The organism is Kribbella sp. NPDC000426 (assembly GCF_040300265.1).
In the GTDB taxonomy this organism is placed as follows: Bacteria; Actinomycetota; Actinomycetes; order Propionibacteriales; family Kribbellaceae; genus Kribbella.
The window spans coordinates 1,073,216-1,087,750 of the sequence record NZ_JBEPDK010000003.1; the positions used below are offsets into that span (position 1 = coordinate 1,073,216).

Annotated in this window: 16 protein-coding genes; 7 read left to right on the forward strand and 9 right to left on the reverse strand. The window is 68.1% G+C overall.

Going from position 1 to position 14,535, the window contains the following annotated elements; all coding sequences use genetic code 11:
* The first annotated feature begins 18 nt into the window (after nucleotides 1-18).
* Nucleotides 19-930 carry an SDR family oxidoreductase gene (locus ABT313_RS19125; protein WP_350855043.1) on the forward strand — a complete coding sequence of 304 codons (912 nt, stop codon included), beginning with the start codon at nucleotides 19-21 and terminating at the stop codon, nucleotides 928-930.
* Here the strand turns inward: ABT313_RS19125 and ABT313_RS19130 are convergent.
* The 3 genes from ABT313_RS19130 to ABT313_RS19140 all read right to left on the reverse strand — a co-directional run bounded on the left by ABT313_RS19130 (nucleotide 927) and on the right by ABT313_RS19140 (nucleotide 3,390).
* Nucleotides 927-1,568 (reverse strand): MBL fold metallo-hydrolase, encoded by a 642-nt coding sequence (locus ABT313_RS19130; protein ID WP_350855046.1) that lies wholly within the window; start codon nucleotides 1,566-1,568, stop codon nucleotides 927-929. The genes ABT313_RS19125 and ABT313_RS19130 overlap by 4 nt on opposite strands.
* A 149-nt stretch (nucleotides 1,569-1,717) precedes the next feature.
* Nucleotides 1,718-2,674: an Abi family protein gene (locus ABT313_RS19135; RefSeq protein WP_350855049.1), complete on the reverse strand. Its 957-nt coding sequence runs from the start codon at nucleotides 2,672-2,674 to the stop codon at nucleotides 1,718-1,720.
* Nucleotides 2,675-2,793: 119 nt separating this feature from the next.
* Nucleotides 2,794-3,390: a LysE/ArgO family amino acid transporter gene (locus ABT313_RS19140; protein ID WP_350855051.1), complete on the reverse strand. Its 597-nt coding sequence runs from the start codon at nucleotides 3,388-3,390 to the stop codon at nucleotides 2,794-2,796.
* Nucleotides 3,391-3,463: 73 nt separating this feature from the next.
* Here ABT313_RS19140 and ABT313_RS19145 point away from each other — a divergent pair, with 73 nt between their 5' ends.
* Nucleotides 3,464-4,366, forward strand: coding sequence for a LysR family transcriptional regulator ArgP (locus tag ABT313_RS19145; RefSeq protein WP_350855054.1), 903 nt, complete (start codon nucleotides 3,464-3,466; stop codon nucleotides 4,364-4,366).
* On the opposite strand, the gene ABT313_RS19150 is transcribed toward ABT313_RS19145, so the two are convergent.
* A complete protein-coding gene (locus tag ABT313_RS19150) occupies nucleotides 4,302-5,525 on the reverse strand; it encodes an FAD-dependent monooxygenase (protein ID WP_350855056.1) in 1,224 nt (407 codons plus the stop codon). The two genes, ABT313_RS19145 and ABT313_RS19150, sit on opposite strands and share 65 nt — an antisense overlap.
* A 99-nt stretch (nucleotides 5,526-5,624) precedes the next feature.
* Here ABT313_RS19150 and ABT313_RS19155 point away from each other — a divergent pair, with 99 nt between their 5' ends.
* Nucleotides 5,625-6,224, forward strand: coding sequence for a TetR/AcrR family transcriptional regulator (locus ABT313_RS19155; RefSeq protein ID WP_350855059.1), 600 nt, complete (start codon nucleotides 5,625-5,627; stop codon nucleotides 6,222-6,224).
* Here ABT313_RS19155 and ABT313_RS19160 read toward each other — a convergent pair.
* Together ABT313_RS19160 and ABT313_RS19165 are read right to left on the reverse strand one after the other, a co-directional pair.
* Nucleotides 6,208-7,077, reverse strand: coding sequence for an SCO6745 family protein (locus ABT313_RS19160; RefSeq protein ID WP_350855062.1), 870 nt, complete (start codon nucleotides 7,075-7,077; stop codon nucleotides 6,208-6,210). The two genes, ABT313_RS19155 and ABT313_RS19160, sit on opposite strands and share 17 nt — an antisense overlap.
* A complete protein-coding gene (locus tag ABT313_RS19165; RefSeq protein ID WP_350855065.1) occupies nucleotides 7,074-7,580 on the reverse strand; it encodes a GNAT family N-acetyltransferase in 507 nt (168 codons plus the stop codon). The genes ABT313_RS19160 and ABT313_RS19165 overlap by 4 nt, the downstream gene beginning before the upstream one ends.
* 62 nt (nucleotides 7,581-7,642) lie before the next feature.
* Between ABT313_RS19165 and ABT313_RS19170 the strand changes: the two genes are divergently transcribed.
* Nucleotides 7,643-8,743, forward strand: a complete 1,101-nt coding sequence (locus ABT313_RS19170) for a calcium:cation antiporter (protein ID WP_350855067.1) — start codon at nucleotides 7,643-7,645, stop codon at nucleotides 8,741-8,743.
* Here ABT313_RS19170 and ABT313_RS19175 read toward each other — a convergent pair.
* The 3 genes from ABT313_RS19175 to ABT313_RS19185 all read right to left on the reverse strand — a co-directional run bounded on the left by ABT313_RS19175 (nucleotide 8,709) and on the right by ABT313_RS19185 (nucleotide 11,698).
* On the reverse strand, nucleotides 8,709-10,151 hold the full coding sequence (locus tag ABT313_RS19175; RefSeq protein ID WP_350855070.1) for an ankyrin repeat domain-containing protein: 1,443 nt from the start codon (nucleotides 10,149-10,151) through the stop codon (nucleotides 8,709-8,711). The genes ABT313_RS19170 and ABT313_RS19175 overlap by 35 nt on opposite strands.
* A 144-nt stretch (nucleotides 10,152-10,295) precedes the next feature.
* Complete coding sequence (locus ABT313_RS19180) at nucleotides 10,296-10,655, reverse strand: YybH family protein (RefSeq protein ID WP_134110832.1); 360 nt, start codon at nucleotides 10,653-10,655, stop codon at nucleotides 10,296-10,298.
* Nucleotides 10,652-11,698: an amidohydrolase family protein gene (locus tag ABT313_RS19185; protein WP_350855072.1), complete on the reverse strand. Its 1,047-nt coding sequence runs from the start codon at nucleotides 11,696-11,698 to the stop codon at nucleotides 10,652-10,654. The genes ABT313_RS19180 and ABT313_RS19185 overlap by 4 nt, the downstream gene beginning before the upstream one ends.
* A 127-nt stretch (nucleotides 11,699-11,825) precedes the next feature.
* Here ABT313_RS19185 and ABT313_RS19190 point away from each other — a divergent pair, with 127 nt between their 5' ends.
* From ABT313_RS19190 to ABT313_RS19200, 3 genes are read left to right on the forward strand one after another with little or no spacing between them, the layout of a single operon-like run.
* Nucleotides 11,826-12,239 (forward strand): hypothetical protein, encoded by a 414-nt coding sequence (locus ABT313_RS19190; protein ID WP_350855075.1) that lies wholly within the window; start codon nucleotides 11,826-11,828, stop codon nucleotides 12,237-12,239.
* Nucleotides 12,240-12,252: 13 nt separating this feature from the next.
* Entirely contained in the window at nucleotides 12,253-12,657 is a 405-nt protein-coding gene (locus tag ABT313_RS19195) for a thiol-disulfide oxidoreductase DCC family protein (RefSeq protein ID WP_350855078.1), read from the forward strand.
* Nucleotides 12,635-13,303 (forward strand): TetR family transcriptional regulator, encoded by a 669-nt coding sequence (locus ABT313_RS19200; RefSeq protein ID WP_350855081.1) that lies wholly within the window; start codon nucleotides 12,635-12,637, stop codon nucleotides 13,301-13,303. The genes ABT313_RS19195 and ABT313_RS19200 overlap by 23 nt, the downstream gene beginning before the upstream one ends.
* Nucleotides 13,304-14,535 lie beyond the last annotated feature (1,232 nt).

Sequence of the window (14,535 nt, forward strand, 5' to 3'; positions counted from 1 at the left end):
TATGGATTAGGAGGAGCGATGAAGCCGTTGGCGGGGAAGGTGGCGTTGGTCGCCGGGGCGACCCGAGCGGCCGGGCGGGGGATCGCGGTCGAGCTCGGCGCGGCCGGCGCGACCGTGTACGTGACCGGCCGGACCACCCGGAGCCGGCAGTCGGAGATGAACCGGCCGGAGACGATCGAGGAGACGGCCGAGCTCGTCGACAAGGCCGGCGGGCGCGGCATCGCCGTACCGGTGGATCATCTGGATCCGGAGCAGGTGCGTGAGCTGGTGGCACGGATCGAGGCCGAGCAGGGCGCGTTGCACATCCTGGTGAACGACATTTGGGGACAGTTCGGCGAGCCCGAGTGGGACAAGACCGTGTGGGAGAGCTCGCTCTCCGATGGTCTGCGGTTGCTTGAGCTGGGCGTGAACACACACGCCATCACCAGCCATTTCGCGCTGCCGTTGCTGATCAGGACACCGGGCGGGTTGGTTGTCGAGATGACCGACGGCACCAACGAGTACAACGCGTCGAACTATCGCGTCTCGTTCTTCTACGACGTCGCGAAAGGCGCGGTCAGCCGGATGGCGTTCGCGCTGGCCCACGAGTTGAAGCCGTACGACGCGGCCGCCGTGCTGCTCACGCCGGGGTGGTTGCGGTCGGAGGCGATGCTCGACGGGTTCGGCGTACACGAGGAGAACTGGCGGGACGCGACGTCGAAGGTCCCGCATTTCGCGATCTCCGAGAGCCCGTCGTACGTCGGCCGCGCGGTGGCGGCGCTGGCCGCGGACCCCGACGTACGGCGGTGGAACGGCAGGTCGACGTCGAGCGGGGAACTCGCGCAGCTGTACGGGTTCACGGACCTCGACGGCAGCCGGCCCGACGCGTGGCGCTACATCGTCGAGGTGGAAGGCGCCGGTAAACCCGCTGACACGACGGGCTACCGCTAGATCGCGTACGGCGGGCAGACGTCGTTGCCGTCGCCGCTCGACGCGACCGGGATCGCGTCGGCCGACAGGGCAGCGTGCGGATGCGCGGCTGCGATCGGCACACCCAGCGCGGCGGCCATCGCCAGCACTTCCCGCCGCGAGGTCACTGCTTGGGCGGGATCGCGCTCGTACACATAGGTCAGCTCCGGCCACCGAGCCTGCGCCGGATGCACCAGCACATCACCACCCAGCACGGCCCGATCCGTCACCACCGACTGATGCCCAGGCGTGTGCCCCGGCGTCGGCACCAACCGCATCCCCCGCAGCGCCGTCTCACCCTCCACGATCCGCAACTGTCCAGCCTCTTCGATCGGCCGAATCCTGCTCAGGTACGTCGACCCGCCGCGCACCTGCTCCACCTCGTCCCGCTGCACGACGTACTCCGCCCGCGGAAACACCGGCCGAACTCCGTCCGAAGCCCACCCCACGTGATCAAGATGCACATGCGTCAGAACCACCGCATCCACATCCGCCGCCTCCACCCCCACCCGAGCCAGCAACCCCGGCAGCCGCCCACTCACCCCCAACCACTCAGCAGCCTCCCCACCCGCCGGCCCAACCCCCGCATCCACCAACACCACACCGTCGTCCGACCGCACCAAGTAACTATGAAAATGCAGCAACCACCCACCCCCACGAACATTCCCCGGCCCCACCCGCGCCGTCCACTCCGCCACCTCCAACCCCCAACCAGGCAACGCCTCCCCAACCCCCTCCGGAAACACCGCCACCGCATCACACAACACCGTCACATCCACGGCCACCACCCGTCCCACCCCGCCGGAAACCCCATCTCCGACAGACTCCGTCCACACCCCGGAACCTCCACCCCCACCAACTCCCGTAGTCCCACAGCCCAATCCCCCCGCGCAACCCGATCCAGCAGAAACGCAAGCACACACAGCGTGGAGTAGATGCGGTGATGGGAGACCTCCGGTTGGCTGAGGTGCCGAAGCTCAGGGATGCTCGCCAGTTGTCGTGCGCCGATCTTGTTGACCATGTGCCGGTTCCACAGCCGGGAGTGGTGTGCACAGATGTTGCGAACATAGTTGAGCACTCGCAGCCAGTTGCCGAGGGTGTGTCCGTTTCCCTGCCCGAACTGATCGACGATGTCGAGCTCGCGTGCGATCGCGTTGCGATCAACGGCTTTCAGGCCACGGTACAGATGTGCGGTGGAGCCGAAGTCCAGGATCTCGGTGACGACCCAGACCGGCAGGCGCCCGTCGTACTTCTGCTGGAAGTGCACGACGAAGTCCTCCGACGAGCGACCCTGGGCATCCAGCACCTTGGCGATCCAGTCGTCGTACTTGCTGCGCCGCCTGCCGCCGGCCTGCGTGAACTGGCCGTCGAGGTTGCTCCGGTCGAGGTGCGCGTAGGCGCCGCGCTTGCCCAAGGTGAAGCCGATCATCACCCGCAGTGCGATCTCAATTCGCTCGATCGCATCGAGGACATGCAGCTTGAGCCGCCGGTCGGCGTCGTACAGCCGGACGACGGTGTCGAAGGTCGTGCCCGCGACGAACTGGTCGTCACGTTGTCTTGGGCCGAGTTGGCGACGGTACGGGTACCAGTAGCCGCTCAGCCGGTAGTAGCCGATCGCGCTCAACAACTGCGCCGCAGCGGCAGGATCGTCGATGACCATGCCTCTGCTCTGGAGTAGCTGGACCTGGGCATCGAAGGACAGGTGTGGCTTGGAGTAGGAAGTCACGTGAATCCCCCGGAAAAGACGACCAGCCCGTGCCCGAGCGGGCAGAGGGGCTGGTCTTGCTACTCACAGTGTATCCGGGAGTGCGGGTGGCGACCAACTGGAATTGGGGGCTGTGGATATCAGGGGAGGAGCATCCAGGTGGCTAGGGTCGCCATGATGAGGGCGATTGCGGAGTCTAGGAGTTGCCAGGCTCGGGGGCGGGCGAAGAGGGTGGTTAGTTTGCTGGAGAAGAAGCCTAGGGCGAAGAACCAGATGAAGCTGGCGGTTACGGCGCCCAGGCCGTAGAGCCAGCGGCCGTCGGTGCCTCGCTGGTTGGCGAGGGAGCCCAGGAGGACGACGGTGTCCAGGTAGACGTGCGGGTTGAGGTACGTGAAGCCCAGGCAGGTGAGTACGACGCTGCGGAGGGCGGCGGGGGCGTGGTCGGCGGGGCTGATCGCGCCGGGGTTGACGGCTCGCTTGGCGGCCAGGGCGGCGTACGTGTAGAGGAACGCGGCGCCGCCGAACTTGGCGATGTCGAGGGCGAGTTGGCTGCGGGTGAGGAGGGCGCCGAGGCCGAGGATGCCGCTGGAGATCAGGAGCGCATCGGAGAGTGCGCAGGTCAGGACGACCGGCAGGACGTGCTCGCGGCGCAGGCCCTGGCGGAGGACGAAAGCGTTCTGGGCGCCGATCGCGACGATCAGGGAAATCGACGTGGCGAATCCGGCGAAGAGGGGCATGTCTTCGACGGTAGGCAGTTGGGCGGCTTCAAACCAGCTAAAGATTCTGAAGCAGCATTAGGATTGCTTCATCATGCAGTTCGACTCCGTGCAGCTCGAGACGTTCGTGGCCGTCGTCGACGAAGGCAGCTTCGACGCGGCCGCCCGGCGGTTGCGGGTCACGCCGTCCGCGATCAGCCAACGGATCAAGGCCCTCGAGAGCCGCCTCGGTCAGGTCGTGGTGATGCGCGGCAAACCGGCCCGGGCGACCGCGGCGGGTGAGGCGCTGCTCCGGCTGGCTCGGCAGGTCGCTCTGCTCGAGCTCGAGGCGATCGCCGCCGTCCGCGGTACGGTCGACGCGCAGCGCATCCCGCTCGCGGTGAACGCGGACTCGCTCAACAACTGGTTCCTGCCCGCGATGCTCGATCTGTCGCGCACGCACGACGCCCGGTTCCTGGTGCACCAGGAGGACGAGGAGCACTCGGCGGAGTACCTGCGCAACGGTACGGTCCTGGCCGCGGTCACCGCCGATCCGCGGCCGGTGCAGGGGTGTCGCGTCGTACCGCTCGGGAAGATGCGATACCTCCCGCTCGCGACCCCGGAGTACGCCGACCGCTGGCTGGCCGGGAAACCGTTGCCGGAGGCACTTGCCGAGGCCCCGATGGTCGTGTTCAACGAGAAGGACGTGTTGCAGCATCGGCTGCTGCGCAAGGTGACCCGGCGGAAGCTGGATCCGCCGTCGCATGCGATCCCGGCGTCCGCGCCGTTCCACGAGGCGGTCCGGATCGGGCTCGGCTGGGGGATGATCGAGGACCAGCTCGCCGGCTCCGAGCTCGCCGCCGGCCGCCTGGTAGAAGTTGCCCCAGGCAAGTACATCGACGTGCCGTTGTACTGGCAGCACTGGAAGCTCGAGTCCGGCATCCTGGACGCGCTCACCGACGCGGTGCTGCGGGCCGCACAGGAAGGCCTTCGGACGACGACACAGCGTACGTCGTGAGCTCGATGGCGTTACCGGCCTTGAGCGGCGCCTCCTCGATCACCTTCCGCCACGGCAGGTACGGCATCATCCGCAGGGTCAGATTGCGCAGCTTCATGAACCACTTGCTGCCCGGGATGAACCACATCGCGCCTTCGAGCGCCAACTTCTGGCACGCGGCGACGAAGCCCTTCATGCGTGCGTCGTACTGCTCGAAGGCCCGCACGTGGTCGCCGCCGGCCGCGTGCAACTCCCCGGCGAGGACGTAGGCACCCACGATCGCGAGGCTCGTGCCCATACCGGACAGCGACGAAGCGCAGTACCCCGCGTCGCCGACCAGCGCGATCCGGCCACGGGAGTAGCTGTCGAGCTTGATCTGGGTGATCGAGTCGAAGTAGAAGTCCGGCGCCTGCCGCATCCCCGCCAGCAGCGTCGGCACCTCCCAGCCGATCCCGGCGAACTGCTCGTCGATGATCGTCTTCTGGGACTCGGTGTCGCGCCGGTCGTAGTCCAGCTTGTCCTTGGCGGTGAAATAGAACAGCGCCTTCGCCTCGGTGTTGTTGCGGGCGCTGTAGGCGCCGACGGTCTTGCCGGGCACGTTCAGGATCTGCCCGGTGCGGTCGAGGTCGAGGTGGTTGGCGACCGTGCTGACCGAGACGTAGTAGCCGAGGTCATGTGCGTACGACGATTCCGGGCCGAACGCGAGCCGGCGTACGTTCGAGTGCTGCCCGTCGGCGCCGATGACCAGGTCGAACCGCCGGGTCAGGCCACTCTCGAAGACCACGTCGACGCCGGAGCCGTCGTCGGTCAAGGACGCGATCGAGTCGCTGAACAGGTATTCGACGGTGTCGGCGGTCCGTGTGTACAGGATCTCGACCAGGTCGCCGCGGAGGATCTCGAGTTCGCCGCTGAATGCGCTCGGCGGAGTGCTCGCGACGCGCTTGCCCTGCTCGTTCACATAGGTGATGGCGCCCATGTCGGTCGCCCTCGCCCGGACCTCGTCCAGGATGCCCATCCGGTCGAGCACCTTCATCGACGCGCCGCGGAAGTCGACCGCGTAGCCGCCGGGCCGCGGCGCCGGGGCGCGCTCGACCACGGTGGTGGTGTAGCCGTACCGCTGCAGCCAGTAGGCCAGGGCCGGACCCGCCACGCTCGCGCCGGAAATCAGGACTGTCGTCATCGGAACCCCTCCAGAAGTGGTTGCTGTGCCAAGACTGTACGACGGTCTTAGACAAATGTGCAATACGTTCGTGTGAGACGGATGTGTTAGAGTTCCGGCATGGGTAATCGCGAGGCGCTGGTCGAGGGCGCGAAGGCATGTCTGCTGGAGAAGGGCTACAGCCGGACGACGGCGCGCGACATCGCGACCGCGGCCGGGGTGAGCCTGGCCGCGATCGGTTACCACTTCGGGTCCAAGGAGACGCTGCTCAACGAGGCGCTGCGTGCGCTGCTCACCGACGAGTGGGCGACCGAGGTGGCCGGGGACGAGCGGGCGGCCGGCGTCCGCGCGGCCGCAGGCGGACCGCGCGAGCAATTCGTCGCGACGTGGGGTCAGATCATCGAGAGCCTGTCCAACCCGCGACTCAAGGCGTTGTGGGCAACGCAGTTCGAGGTCCTCAGCCTCGGCGCGAGCATGCCCGAGCTGGTCGCGGAGCTGACGAAGATGCAGGGCGAGGCGCGCGAAGGGCTGGCGCACATGTTCGGCGGCGTCGATCCGGACGCCGACCCGGCGGAGGTCCAGGCGATGGGCTCACTCCTGCAGGCGCTGCTGCTCGGGGTGGTCGCGCAGGGCATGTTCGATCCGGACAGCGCGCCGACCGGTGAGCAGCTCGCTCAGTCGCTTCGCATGCTGGCCGACCGGATCAGTCCCAGCGCATAGCCATCGGGTTGTCCACGGGGATCAGCCCGGCCGACATCAGCACGGCGCTCATCGGCCGTACGGCGTCGTGCAGCTCGCTGGCGCGTTCGTCGCCCAGCGCCCGCCAACCCTGATCGGCCAGCGCATCCGTGGTGTCTTCCACCTGCTGCCGCAACGCTTGACCGGAGTCGGTGAGTGCGCCGTCGGCGTCCAGCAGTCCGCGGCTGCGCAGATCGTCGGAGGCGACGGCCCACTCCTCGTCGCTCCACCGGCGGTTGAGCTGGAAGACCTCCTTGGACGGCCCGCCCGCGGCGGAGATCGTCACCAACGCCTGACACGGGCTGAGATCGGCCGCGACCAGTGCCGCGACATGCCCGTCGCCGCGGGACTCCCGCAGGATCGTGGTCGCGTGCCAGAGGACGAGGTGCGGCTCTTCCGGCCACGCCAGCGCGGCGTTGGCTGCCGCGATCGGGCGTCCGGCAACCGGTGCGAGCTCGGCCGCCCGCTGGGCCAGCTCGGCTGCTCGCTTGACGGCGTCACCAGACCATACGGTTTGGTATGGCGGCTCGTCGGCGAACAGCCGGCGTACGGCGTTGTCCACAGCCGTCAGACGTGCGTCGAGGAGCTGTTCCGGGGTCGCATACGTCCACGCGTCGGGCAACGAGCGGGCGACCATCGCCGGGTGGAAGTTGTAGAACATCGCGGCGACCAACTCCGGCACGACCGCGCCGAGCGGCGCGGACCGGCAGCCGAAGTAGCTCATCCAGCCGCCCTTCAACCCGAGCGCGTCGGTCGCCTGCCGCGTCTCGGGCGAGAAGTACGTGATCGCGTGATACGGCTCCAGAACCTTCCACATCCGGCGCGCACGATTCATGGCAACGGACGGTACATGACGTGTAGCCCGACGTACCCGAGTGTGGGGTGGTCGAATGCCTCGGGGACGGTGCCGGCGATGCGGAAGCCGAGCGACTGCCACAGGTGTACGGCGGGTTCGTTCGTCTCGACGACCGCGTTGAACTGGATCGAGCGGAACCCGGACCGCCCGGCCCACTCGATCATGTCCTCGCACAGCAACCGGCCGACGCCCTTGCCACGCGCCTTGCCGTCGACCATGAAGCTCGCGCTGGCGACGTGCGCGCCGGGACCGGGCCGGTTCGGGTACATGTTCGCGCTGCCGAGAACGGTGCCGTCGGCATCGACCGCGACCGTGGTCCGGGCCAGCGGCGAACTGGACGGCGACATCCACAGCGCACCGGCCTGTTCCTCGGTGAGGTTCGGGTCGTAGGTGTAGGTCTCCCGCGCGGTCACGATCTCGTGGAAGAACGGCCAGATGGCCGGCCAGTCGGCGGCGGTGGCGTTCCTGATCTGCACAGTCATTGGGAGAAGCATCACCTGATGTTGCCCGGATGCCAAGCCGATTCCCGATAGGCTGTCTGGGGATGAGAATCTCCGTGCTCAAAGGCCTGCCGCGCTGGACGTTGATCGTGCCGCCGCTCGCTTTCGCCGACTTGGTGGGGACGTGGCATCGCGACCTGGGTGTCGTACTGCTGGTCCTGGTCTGTCTCGGACTCGGCGCCGCGGTCTTCGCCGCCGTGCATCACGCCGAGGTGGTCGCGCACCGGGTCGGCGAACCGTTCGGCACGCTGATCCTCGCGCTCGCGGTGACGATCATCGAGGTCGCGCTGATCGTCACGCTGATGGCGTCGGGCGGCGACAAGGCCGCGCCACTGGCGCGTGACACCGTGTTCGCCGCGGTGATGATCACCTGCAACGGGATCCTCGGGTTGTCGCTCGTTGTCGGCTCGCTGCGGCACCGCGTGCAGGAGTTCCGGGTCCAGGCGTCGTACTCCGCGCTGACCGTGATGACTGCGCTCGTCACGTTGAGCCTGGTGTTGCCGACGTTCACGACGAGCGCGTCCGGGCCGCAGTTCAGCCCGGCGCAGCTCGCGTTCGCCGGTGTGACGTCGCTGGTGCTGTACGGCGTCTTCGTGTTCATCCAGACGATCCGGCACCGGGACTACTTTCTGCCGGTTCGTTCCGATGGTGAGGTCGAGAGCGAGGACGACCACGCGGAGGCGCCGAGCGGCCGGACCGCGCTGCTGAGCCTCGGGTTGCTGTTCGTCTGCCTGATCGCGGTCGTTGGTCTGGCCAAGACTGTGTCGCCGAATCTCGAGTCCGCGGTGGAGTCGGCCGGCGCGCCGCTGGCCGTGGTCGGTGTCGTGATCGCGCTACTGGTGCTGCTGCCGGAGACGGTTGCCGCAGTACGCGCGGCACTGCGGAACCGCCTCCAGACCAGCGTCAACCTCGCGCTCGGGTCAGCGCTCGCCAGCATCGGACTGACCATCCCCGCGATCGCGATCGCGTCCATCTGGCTGAGCGGTCCGCTCGTCCTCGGGCTCGACGGCAAGGAAGTGGTGCTGTTCGCGCTGACGGTCGTGACCGCGATGCTCACGCTCGCGACCGGGCGGGCCACGCTGCTGCAGGGCGCCGTTCACCTCGCGGTGTTCAGTGCGTTCCTGTTCCTTGCGGTAAGCCCTTGAGGTAGTCGATCACCGCCTGCTGGTGGTCGTGCTCGGCCCAGCCGAGTGCATTCCCGTTGTAGTTGGGATCGCGCAGCTCCGGGTCGGCGCCGAGCTCGATCAGCTTCTTGACCGTGTCGAGATGGCCGTTGATCGCGGCCCGGTGGATCGGCGCGGATCCGCCGGAGATCCGGTTCAGGTCGAATCCGAGGCGCTGCAACGGTTCCATCGCCTCGGTGCGGCCGATCTCGGCGGCTCGAACCGGCAGGTGACGTTGGCGGGCGACCGCCCGCGCGGCCAGCCCGGCGTCGATGTCCGGCATCTCGCCGCGCATCGCCGCGGCGTACACCTCGTCGATCTCGTCCAGCGGCGCTGCACCCCGCGCTCGGAGCATGTCCGCTATCTCCTCGTGGCCCTGGACCGCCGCCAGCACGTACGGTCGACTGCCGCCGTACACCGGATGCCTGGTGCCGGTCCCCTCCGGATCGGTGCCTTGGGCAAGCACTAGCTCGGCCCGGTGGAGGAGGCCGGCCGAGGCTGCGAACACCAGCTCGTCCTCCAACAGTTGCTGCGGAGTCGGGTGCGCGGTCGTCATCCGTTCGTGCCACGGACCGCCGTCGCCGCGGCCCAGCCCGTACTCCAGCAGCAGCTCCAGATGGACATCGTCGTACGGCGGGGGACAGCCGGGACCGCAGTTGTACATGGTCTGGCTGTCGTTCGGGTCGGCGCCGGCGTCGAGCAGCACGCGAGCTAGTTCGACCCGGTCAGGGTGTGGCGGTTGGTCGCCCTCGCCGCGGCCGAAGACGCCGGTGATCGCGGTGAACGGCGACGGCAGCCCCTGCCAGAGATATCCGGCGTTCGGGTCGGCGCCGTTCTCGAGGAGGAGACGGGCGATCTCGACCTGATTGGGCGCGTCCAGGCGGTTGTAGGTGAGGTAGAGCAGCGGTTCCCAGCGATACGGTCCGCCTTCTTCCGCTGCTGCCGACGGGTCCGCTCGTACGGCGTCGATGTCGCCGGCAACGACCTTCGTATAAATGTTGCTCTGGGCAATCTCCGGGAACCGCTCGAGGAGCTCCCGGGCCGATCGTTGCCGCGCCGGATCGTCCTGGCCGTAGTGCAAGGTCGCCAGGCGGAGGAACTCGTCGGCTCGTTGCTCCGGAGTGTCGAGCGGGCCGCCGACGGACTGACGGTGCGGTGACCGGCTGTACTTGTCCACCAACTCCAGGTGCCGCACGATCCGCGGCCAGCTCGGGAATCCGTAGCTGCGGGCAACGACCAGCTGCGCGTCCGCGAGCGTCTGCACCGGATGGAACTCGTCCGCGAGTGCGATCGCGTCCCGGTCCCCGGCGCGGACGCCCTTGAGCAGGGCTTTTGCCTGCTTGCGAAGGTGCTCGAGGTGTGGGTCGTCCGGAAGATTTCGGGTCGGCATCACCGACCTCCTCTCTACGAGCCTGCTGTCCGCGTCGTCAGGCGAGAAAGGAGGTGAACAACTGCCACAACCGTGCTCATTTCAGGTGGGCTGAGCCCTTCCCGCGGACCGGTGGCACCCTGAGTGCCTGTCCGCGAGCTTAGCTCAGAGCGGCTTTTCCATCCACCATTCGGTGAACTCGTGCGCCCGGTCCCGGTCCAGCCGGATGACCCAGAGGTTGCTGAACTCGGCCGGCGGGTTGGTCAGGTACGTCGTCCAGCCGCGCACGAATCCGACCCCGTCGCCGAACCCGAGCACCTGGTACTCGAAGTCCGTCTCGCCCGGACCGTCCGCGACGTCGAGCCAGGCCGCCACTATCGCGTCCCGGCCGAGCACCGGCGCCTCGTCCGGGCGCCGGTACCAGGCGGCGTCCTCGGTCCAGAGCGCGGCGATATGCGCGGGATCGTTGCTCTCCCACGCCTTCCGGTACCGGTCGACCCAGCGGTCGAGGTCCTTCTCCTTCATGAGATCCGGCGGTTGTTCAGTACGACGGCCGCCGGCGACGCCAGTACTTCGGGGTGCTTGCGCGGGTCGGCGTCGTACGTGACGAGGTTGCCCGCGCCGGTCAGACCGAGGAAGTCCTGCGCGCCGGTGGAGGCTGCGGTGAGGGCCTGTTCGACGGAGAGCCCGTGCTTGACCAGCATGTCGATCTCGCCCACGACCGTGCCGACGACGTCCGATCCGGTGAGTACGCGGACGCCGTACCGGTCGGCGAGCGGCAGGATCGACGACAGGTACTCGGAGCGGGCCCGGCGGCGAGCCGTCTGCTCGGGGGTCTCGTTCGGGCCCGGGCTGACCGAGGCGCTGAGTGTCGGGGTCCATGCGCCACCGCGGGCGCCGAGGGTTTCCAGGTCTTGCTCGGTGAGCGCCGTACCGTGTTCGACCGAGTCGATGCCGACCCGGATGAGGTCGCTGACGTGGTCGGTGTTGACGTGGGCCGCGACCCGGGCATTGCGGGAATGGGCCAGCTCGACCATGGCCTCGACCACGTCCAGACCGTACGTCGGACTGACCTTGCTGCCGCGGATCGGGCCGTCCGGACCGACCTCGGGGAAGTCGCCGACCAGCTTGAGCCAGGTGGCGCCGTCGGCGATCTCGGCCTCGACCGCGGCGAGCAGGTCCTCCGGATCGACCGGCTCGTACGCCTGCGGGAAGTAGCAGCCCTTCGGCGCGAGGAACCGGCCGGCCGCGAGCACGAGCGGACGGCTGTCGTCGGGCGTTCGCGCCAGCTCGAGGGTGACCTCGCGGTTGCCGCCGACATCCCGGACTGCGCTGACGCCGGCGCCGGCGAGCTCACCGAGCCGCTCCGCCGCGAAGTCCGCGCCGCGCAGCTCGGGTCCGTTCGGGCCGGCCGCCATGGTCAGGTGACAGTGCGAGTCGATCAGCCCGGGTACGCCGTACCGACCGGGCAGCACCTCGCCGAGCTCGCCCGGGCCGAACGTTACGCGCGCGGCGTCGCCGGACGGGAGCACGGTTCCTTCGAAGACCCACGTCGGACCAGTCGTCATGTCGCCATCCTGCCTCAGGGGAGATCAACGTCACCCGGTCTGTGACTTGAACATGTTCAAAAAGACGGCGTACGGTCGGTGCTACCGGAATTTGAACGTGTTTAAGAAGAGTGGGGATGAGATGGACATGACGGTGACGACGTACCTGGTCTACCTGGCCATTGCGGTGCCGCTGACGATCTGGGTGGCGCGGACGCTGAGCCGGAACGGGCGGATCTTCCTGGTCGACGTGTTCCACGGCAACGAGGACTTCGCCGACGCGGTGAACCGGCTGCTCGTGGTCGGGTTCTACCTGGTCAACCTGGGGTTCGTGACGCTGTTCCTGCGCGGCGGGAGCGCGGTGGTGGACGCGCGCGGGGTGTTCGAGCAGCTGAGCGTCAAGCTCGGGATCGTGATGCTGGTGCTCGGCGGGTTGCATCTGGCGAACGTGTGGGTCTTCAACGCGATCCGGCGCCGCAGCCGGCTCGAGCTGCAGACGACTCCGCCGGTGCCGCCGAACGACACGGTCCAGCCGGCGGCCGAACCGCGGTACGGATACTGAGGTTTCGCGGACCGTGCGCGAGTTGACGGTGCTGTACGACGCCCACTGCGGGCTGTGCCGCCGGTTCAAGGACTGGCTGGCGGCGCAGCGGCCGGCGTCGAACGGGGAGGGCGGGGTGATGCGCCTGCGGTTCGTCGCGGCGGGGTCGACGGATGCGCGGGCGCTCTACCCCGGTCTGGATCACGAGGCGACACTGCGCGACGTGACGGTGGTCGCCGACGACGGGTCGGTGTACGTCGGCGATCGCGCCTGGATCGTATGCCTGTGGGCAACGGGGGAGCACAGGCACACCGCCGTACGACTGGCGAGTCCGGCGATGCGGCCGGTGGCGCGGGCGATGGTGCAAGCAGCCGCGGGACTGCGGCGGTTGAGCGGAGGTGACTACGCTGACGGATGTGACGGACAGTGCGACCGCTAAGGGTGAGCAGACGCGCGAACTGATCCTGTCGACGGCGCTACGGCTGTTCCGGGAGCAGGGGTACGGGAAGACCACGATGCGCGCGATCGCCACCGAGGCCGGGGTATCGGTGGGCAACGCGTACTACTACTACGGCTCCAAGGACCACCTGATGCAGGCGTACTACGACCTGCTCCAGGACCAGCACCGCGCGGCCGTCGAGGAGCTGCTCGCGTCGGAGAAGGCGTTCGTGCCGCGGATGACCGGCGTACTGCGAACGTGGCTGGAGGTGGCGGCGCCGTACCACGAGTTCGCCGGCACGTTCTTCAAGACGGCGGCGGATCCGAAGAGCCCGCTGTCGCCCTTCAGCGACGAGTCCCGCCCGGCGCGGGATGCGGCCGTCGACATCTTCCGCCGGGTCGTCGAAGGCTCGGACCTGAAGGTGCCCGCGGACCTACGGGCGGAGCTCCCTGAGCTGTTGTGGCTGCTGCAGATGGGCGTCGTCCTCTTCTGGGTCCACGACTCCAGCGAGGACGTACGCCGAACCCGCACCCTGATCGACCGAGCCGTCCCCCTGGTAGACCGCCTCCTTCGGCTCACCCGCATCCCCGGCGTGCGAGGTGTGGTGACCGACCTCCTCGGCCTCATCCACTCGATCAAACCGTAGAAGCCGGCGTACTGCGTCAGCCCCGCGTGCTACGCGCCCGCCTCTCGTCGCTCCGCTCCTCGGAGCGACCACTCCGCCCGCTGCCCGCCCATCCCCGGGCTCATCGCCCGGAGCATCCTCTCCGGCTGTCGCCGGGGTTCCGGCTGTCGCCGGGTGTGGCGGGCTGCCGCCCGCGGTCTGCTCGCTGTCGCTCGCGAGTGACTGCCTTGGCCAGCGTCTACCCGTTGGACGACGGTGCCGGGGCGAACTGCGGCCCCCGCGTGCTGCCCACCCCAGGCTTATCGCCCGGAGCATTGGACTGCGATCACTTCTGCAACACTGTCGCCGTGAGGGTGACGTTGGAGGAGGCCCTGCTGGCTGAATTGGCCGGACGAATACATCGTCCAAGCATCGTGGGCCACGACTCGTCAGCCGCTCCTCGAGCTTGCCCATACGACCGACCTCGACCTGGCGATCAAGACAGTGATAGATAACCTGCCGCGAAACCGTGCCGCGTGGCTTGGCGATGCAGATCAGCCTGCGGACTGAGTCTCGAACACACGCACATGCCGCGATCCGCGCCCTCGGCACCTCGCCGACCCCGTGCGGAGACGACCAAGAATCACCTGCTCCAAGAGCATCGGAATCGTCCGAGTTCTGCGCTCAGCTGCGGGTAGCCCCGTCCCCTGCCGCCCGACCTCGAACAATGTGCCAGCATCGGCAGCGCCGAAACCACGAACATGCACCGTGGTGCGGGGCACCTCCAGATGTGCAGGCTCCTACGGATCAGAAGGTTGGGGTTCGAATCCCCCCGAGCGCGGGGACCACGGCGGCGACAACGCCCCCTACACCGCCCAAGCCGTAGGCCCCATAGTCCAAGCCCTCCGCGCCCGCGGTTACCAACTAGTCACGGTAACCCAACTGGTCAGCTAAAAAGAGGGCTATTCAGAAGGTGTGAGAGGAAAGACCAAGGAAGGACAGGGAAACAAAGACGGAGTGGAGGGTTCGGCGCCTGGCTGGGTCCGGCAGTCCGAGTCAGTCGGCATCTGGACAGGAGTGTCAGGCTCGGTGTCAGGCATACCCGACCGGACCTGGGCCGGCCGTGGCCCTCACTCTCGGAATCGCAGAGGGAGAAAGCCAGAGTGGGACTTGGCTGCCTGGCCGGGTCCGGCGGTCGCCTGGTTCGCCGAGTCGTGGCGAACGGTCCCTGGCCGGTACGCCGAGTCGTGGACCACGGCTGCAGAAATCTCGCC

What these genes read in the sequence shown, in the direction of transcription:
- ABT313_RS19125 (WP_350855043.1), top strand. Translation starts at nt 19, where the DNA reads ATGAAGCCGTTGGCGGGGAAGGTGGCGTTGGTCGCCGGGGCGACCCGA.
- ABT313_RS19140 (WP_350855051.1), bottom strand. Translation starts at nt 3,390, where the DNA reads ATGCCCCTCTTCGCCGGATTCGCCACGTCGATTTCCCTGATCGTCGCG.
- ABT313_RS19145 (WP_350855054.1), top strand. Translation starts at nt 3,464, where the DNA reads ATGCAGTTCGACTCCGTGCAGCTCGAGACGTTCGTGGCCGTCGTCGAC.
- ABT313_RS19150 (WP_350855056.1), bottom strand. Translation starts at nt 5,525, where the DNA reads ATGACGACAGTCCTGATTTCCGGCGCGAGCGTGGCGGGTCCGGCCCTG.
- ABT313_RS19155 (WP_350855059.1), top strand. Translation starts at nt 5,625, where the DNA reads ATGGGTAATCGCGAGGCGCTGGTCGAGGGCGCGAAGGCATGTCTGCTG.
- ABT313_RS19160 (WP_350855062.1), bottom strand. Translation starts at nt 7,077, where the DNA reads ATGAATCGTGCGCGCCGGATGTGGAAGGTTCTGGAGCCGTATCACGCG.
- ABT313_RS19165 (WP_350855065.1), bottom strand. Translation starts at nt 7,580, where the DNA reads ATGACTGTGCAGATCAGGAACGCCACCGCCGCCGACTGGCCGGCCATC.
- ABT313_RS19170 (WP_350855067.1), top strand. Translation starts at nt 7,643, where the DNA reads ATGAGAATCTCCGTGCTCAAAGGCCTGCCGCGCTGGACGTTGATCGTG.
- ABT313_RS19175 (WP_350855070.1), bottom strand. Translation starts at nt 10,151, where the DNA reads ATGCCGACCCGAAATCTTCCGGACGACCCACACCTCGAGCACCTTCGC.
- ABT313_RS19180 (WP_134110832.1), bottom strand. Translation starts at nt 10,655, where the DNA reads ATGAAGGAGAAGGACCTCGACCGCTGGGTCGACCGGTACCGGAAGGCG.
- ABT313_RS19185 (WP_350855072.1), bottom strand. Translation starts at nt 11,698, where the DNA reads ATGACGACTGGTCCGACGTGGGTCTTCGAAGGAACCGTGCTCCCGTCC.
- ABT313_RS19190 (WP_350855075.1), top strand. Translation starts at nt 11,826, where the DNA reads ATGACGGTGACGACGTACCTGGTCTACCTGGCCATTGCGGTGCCGCTG.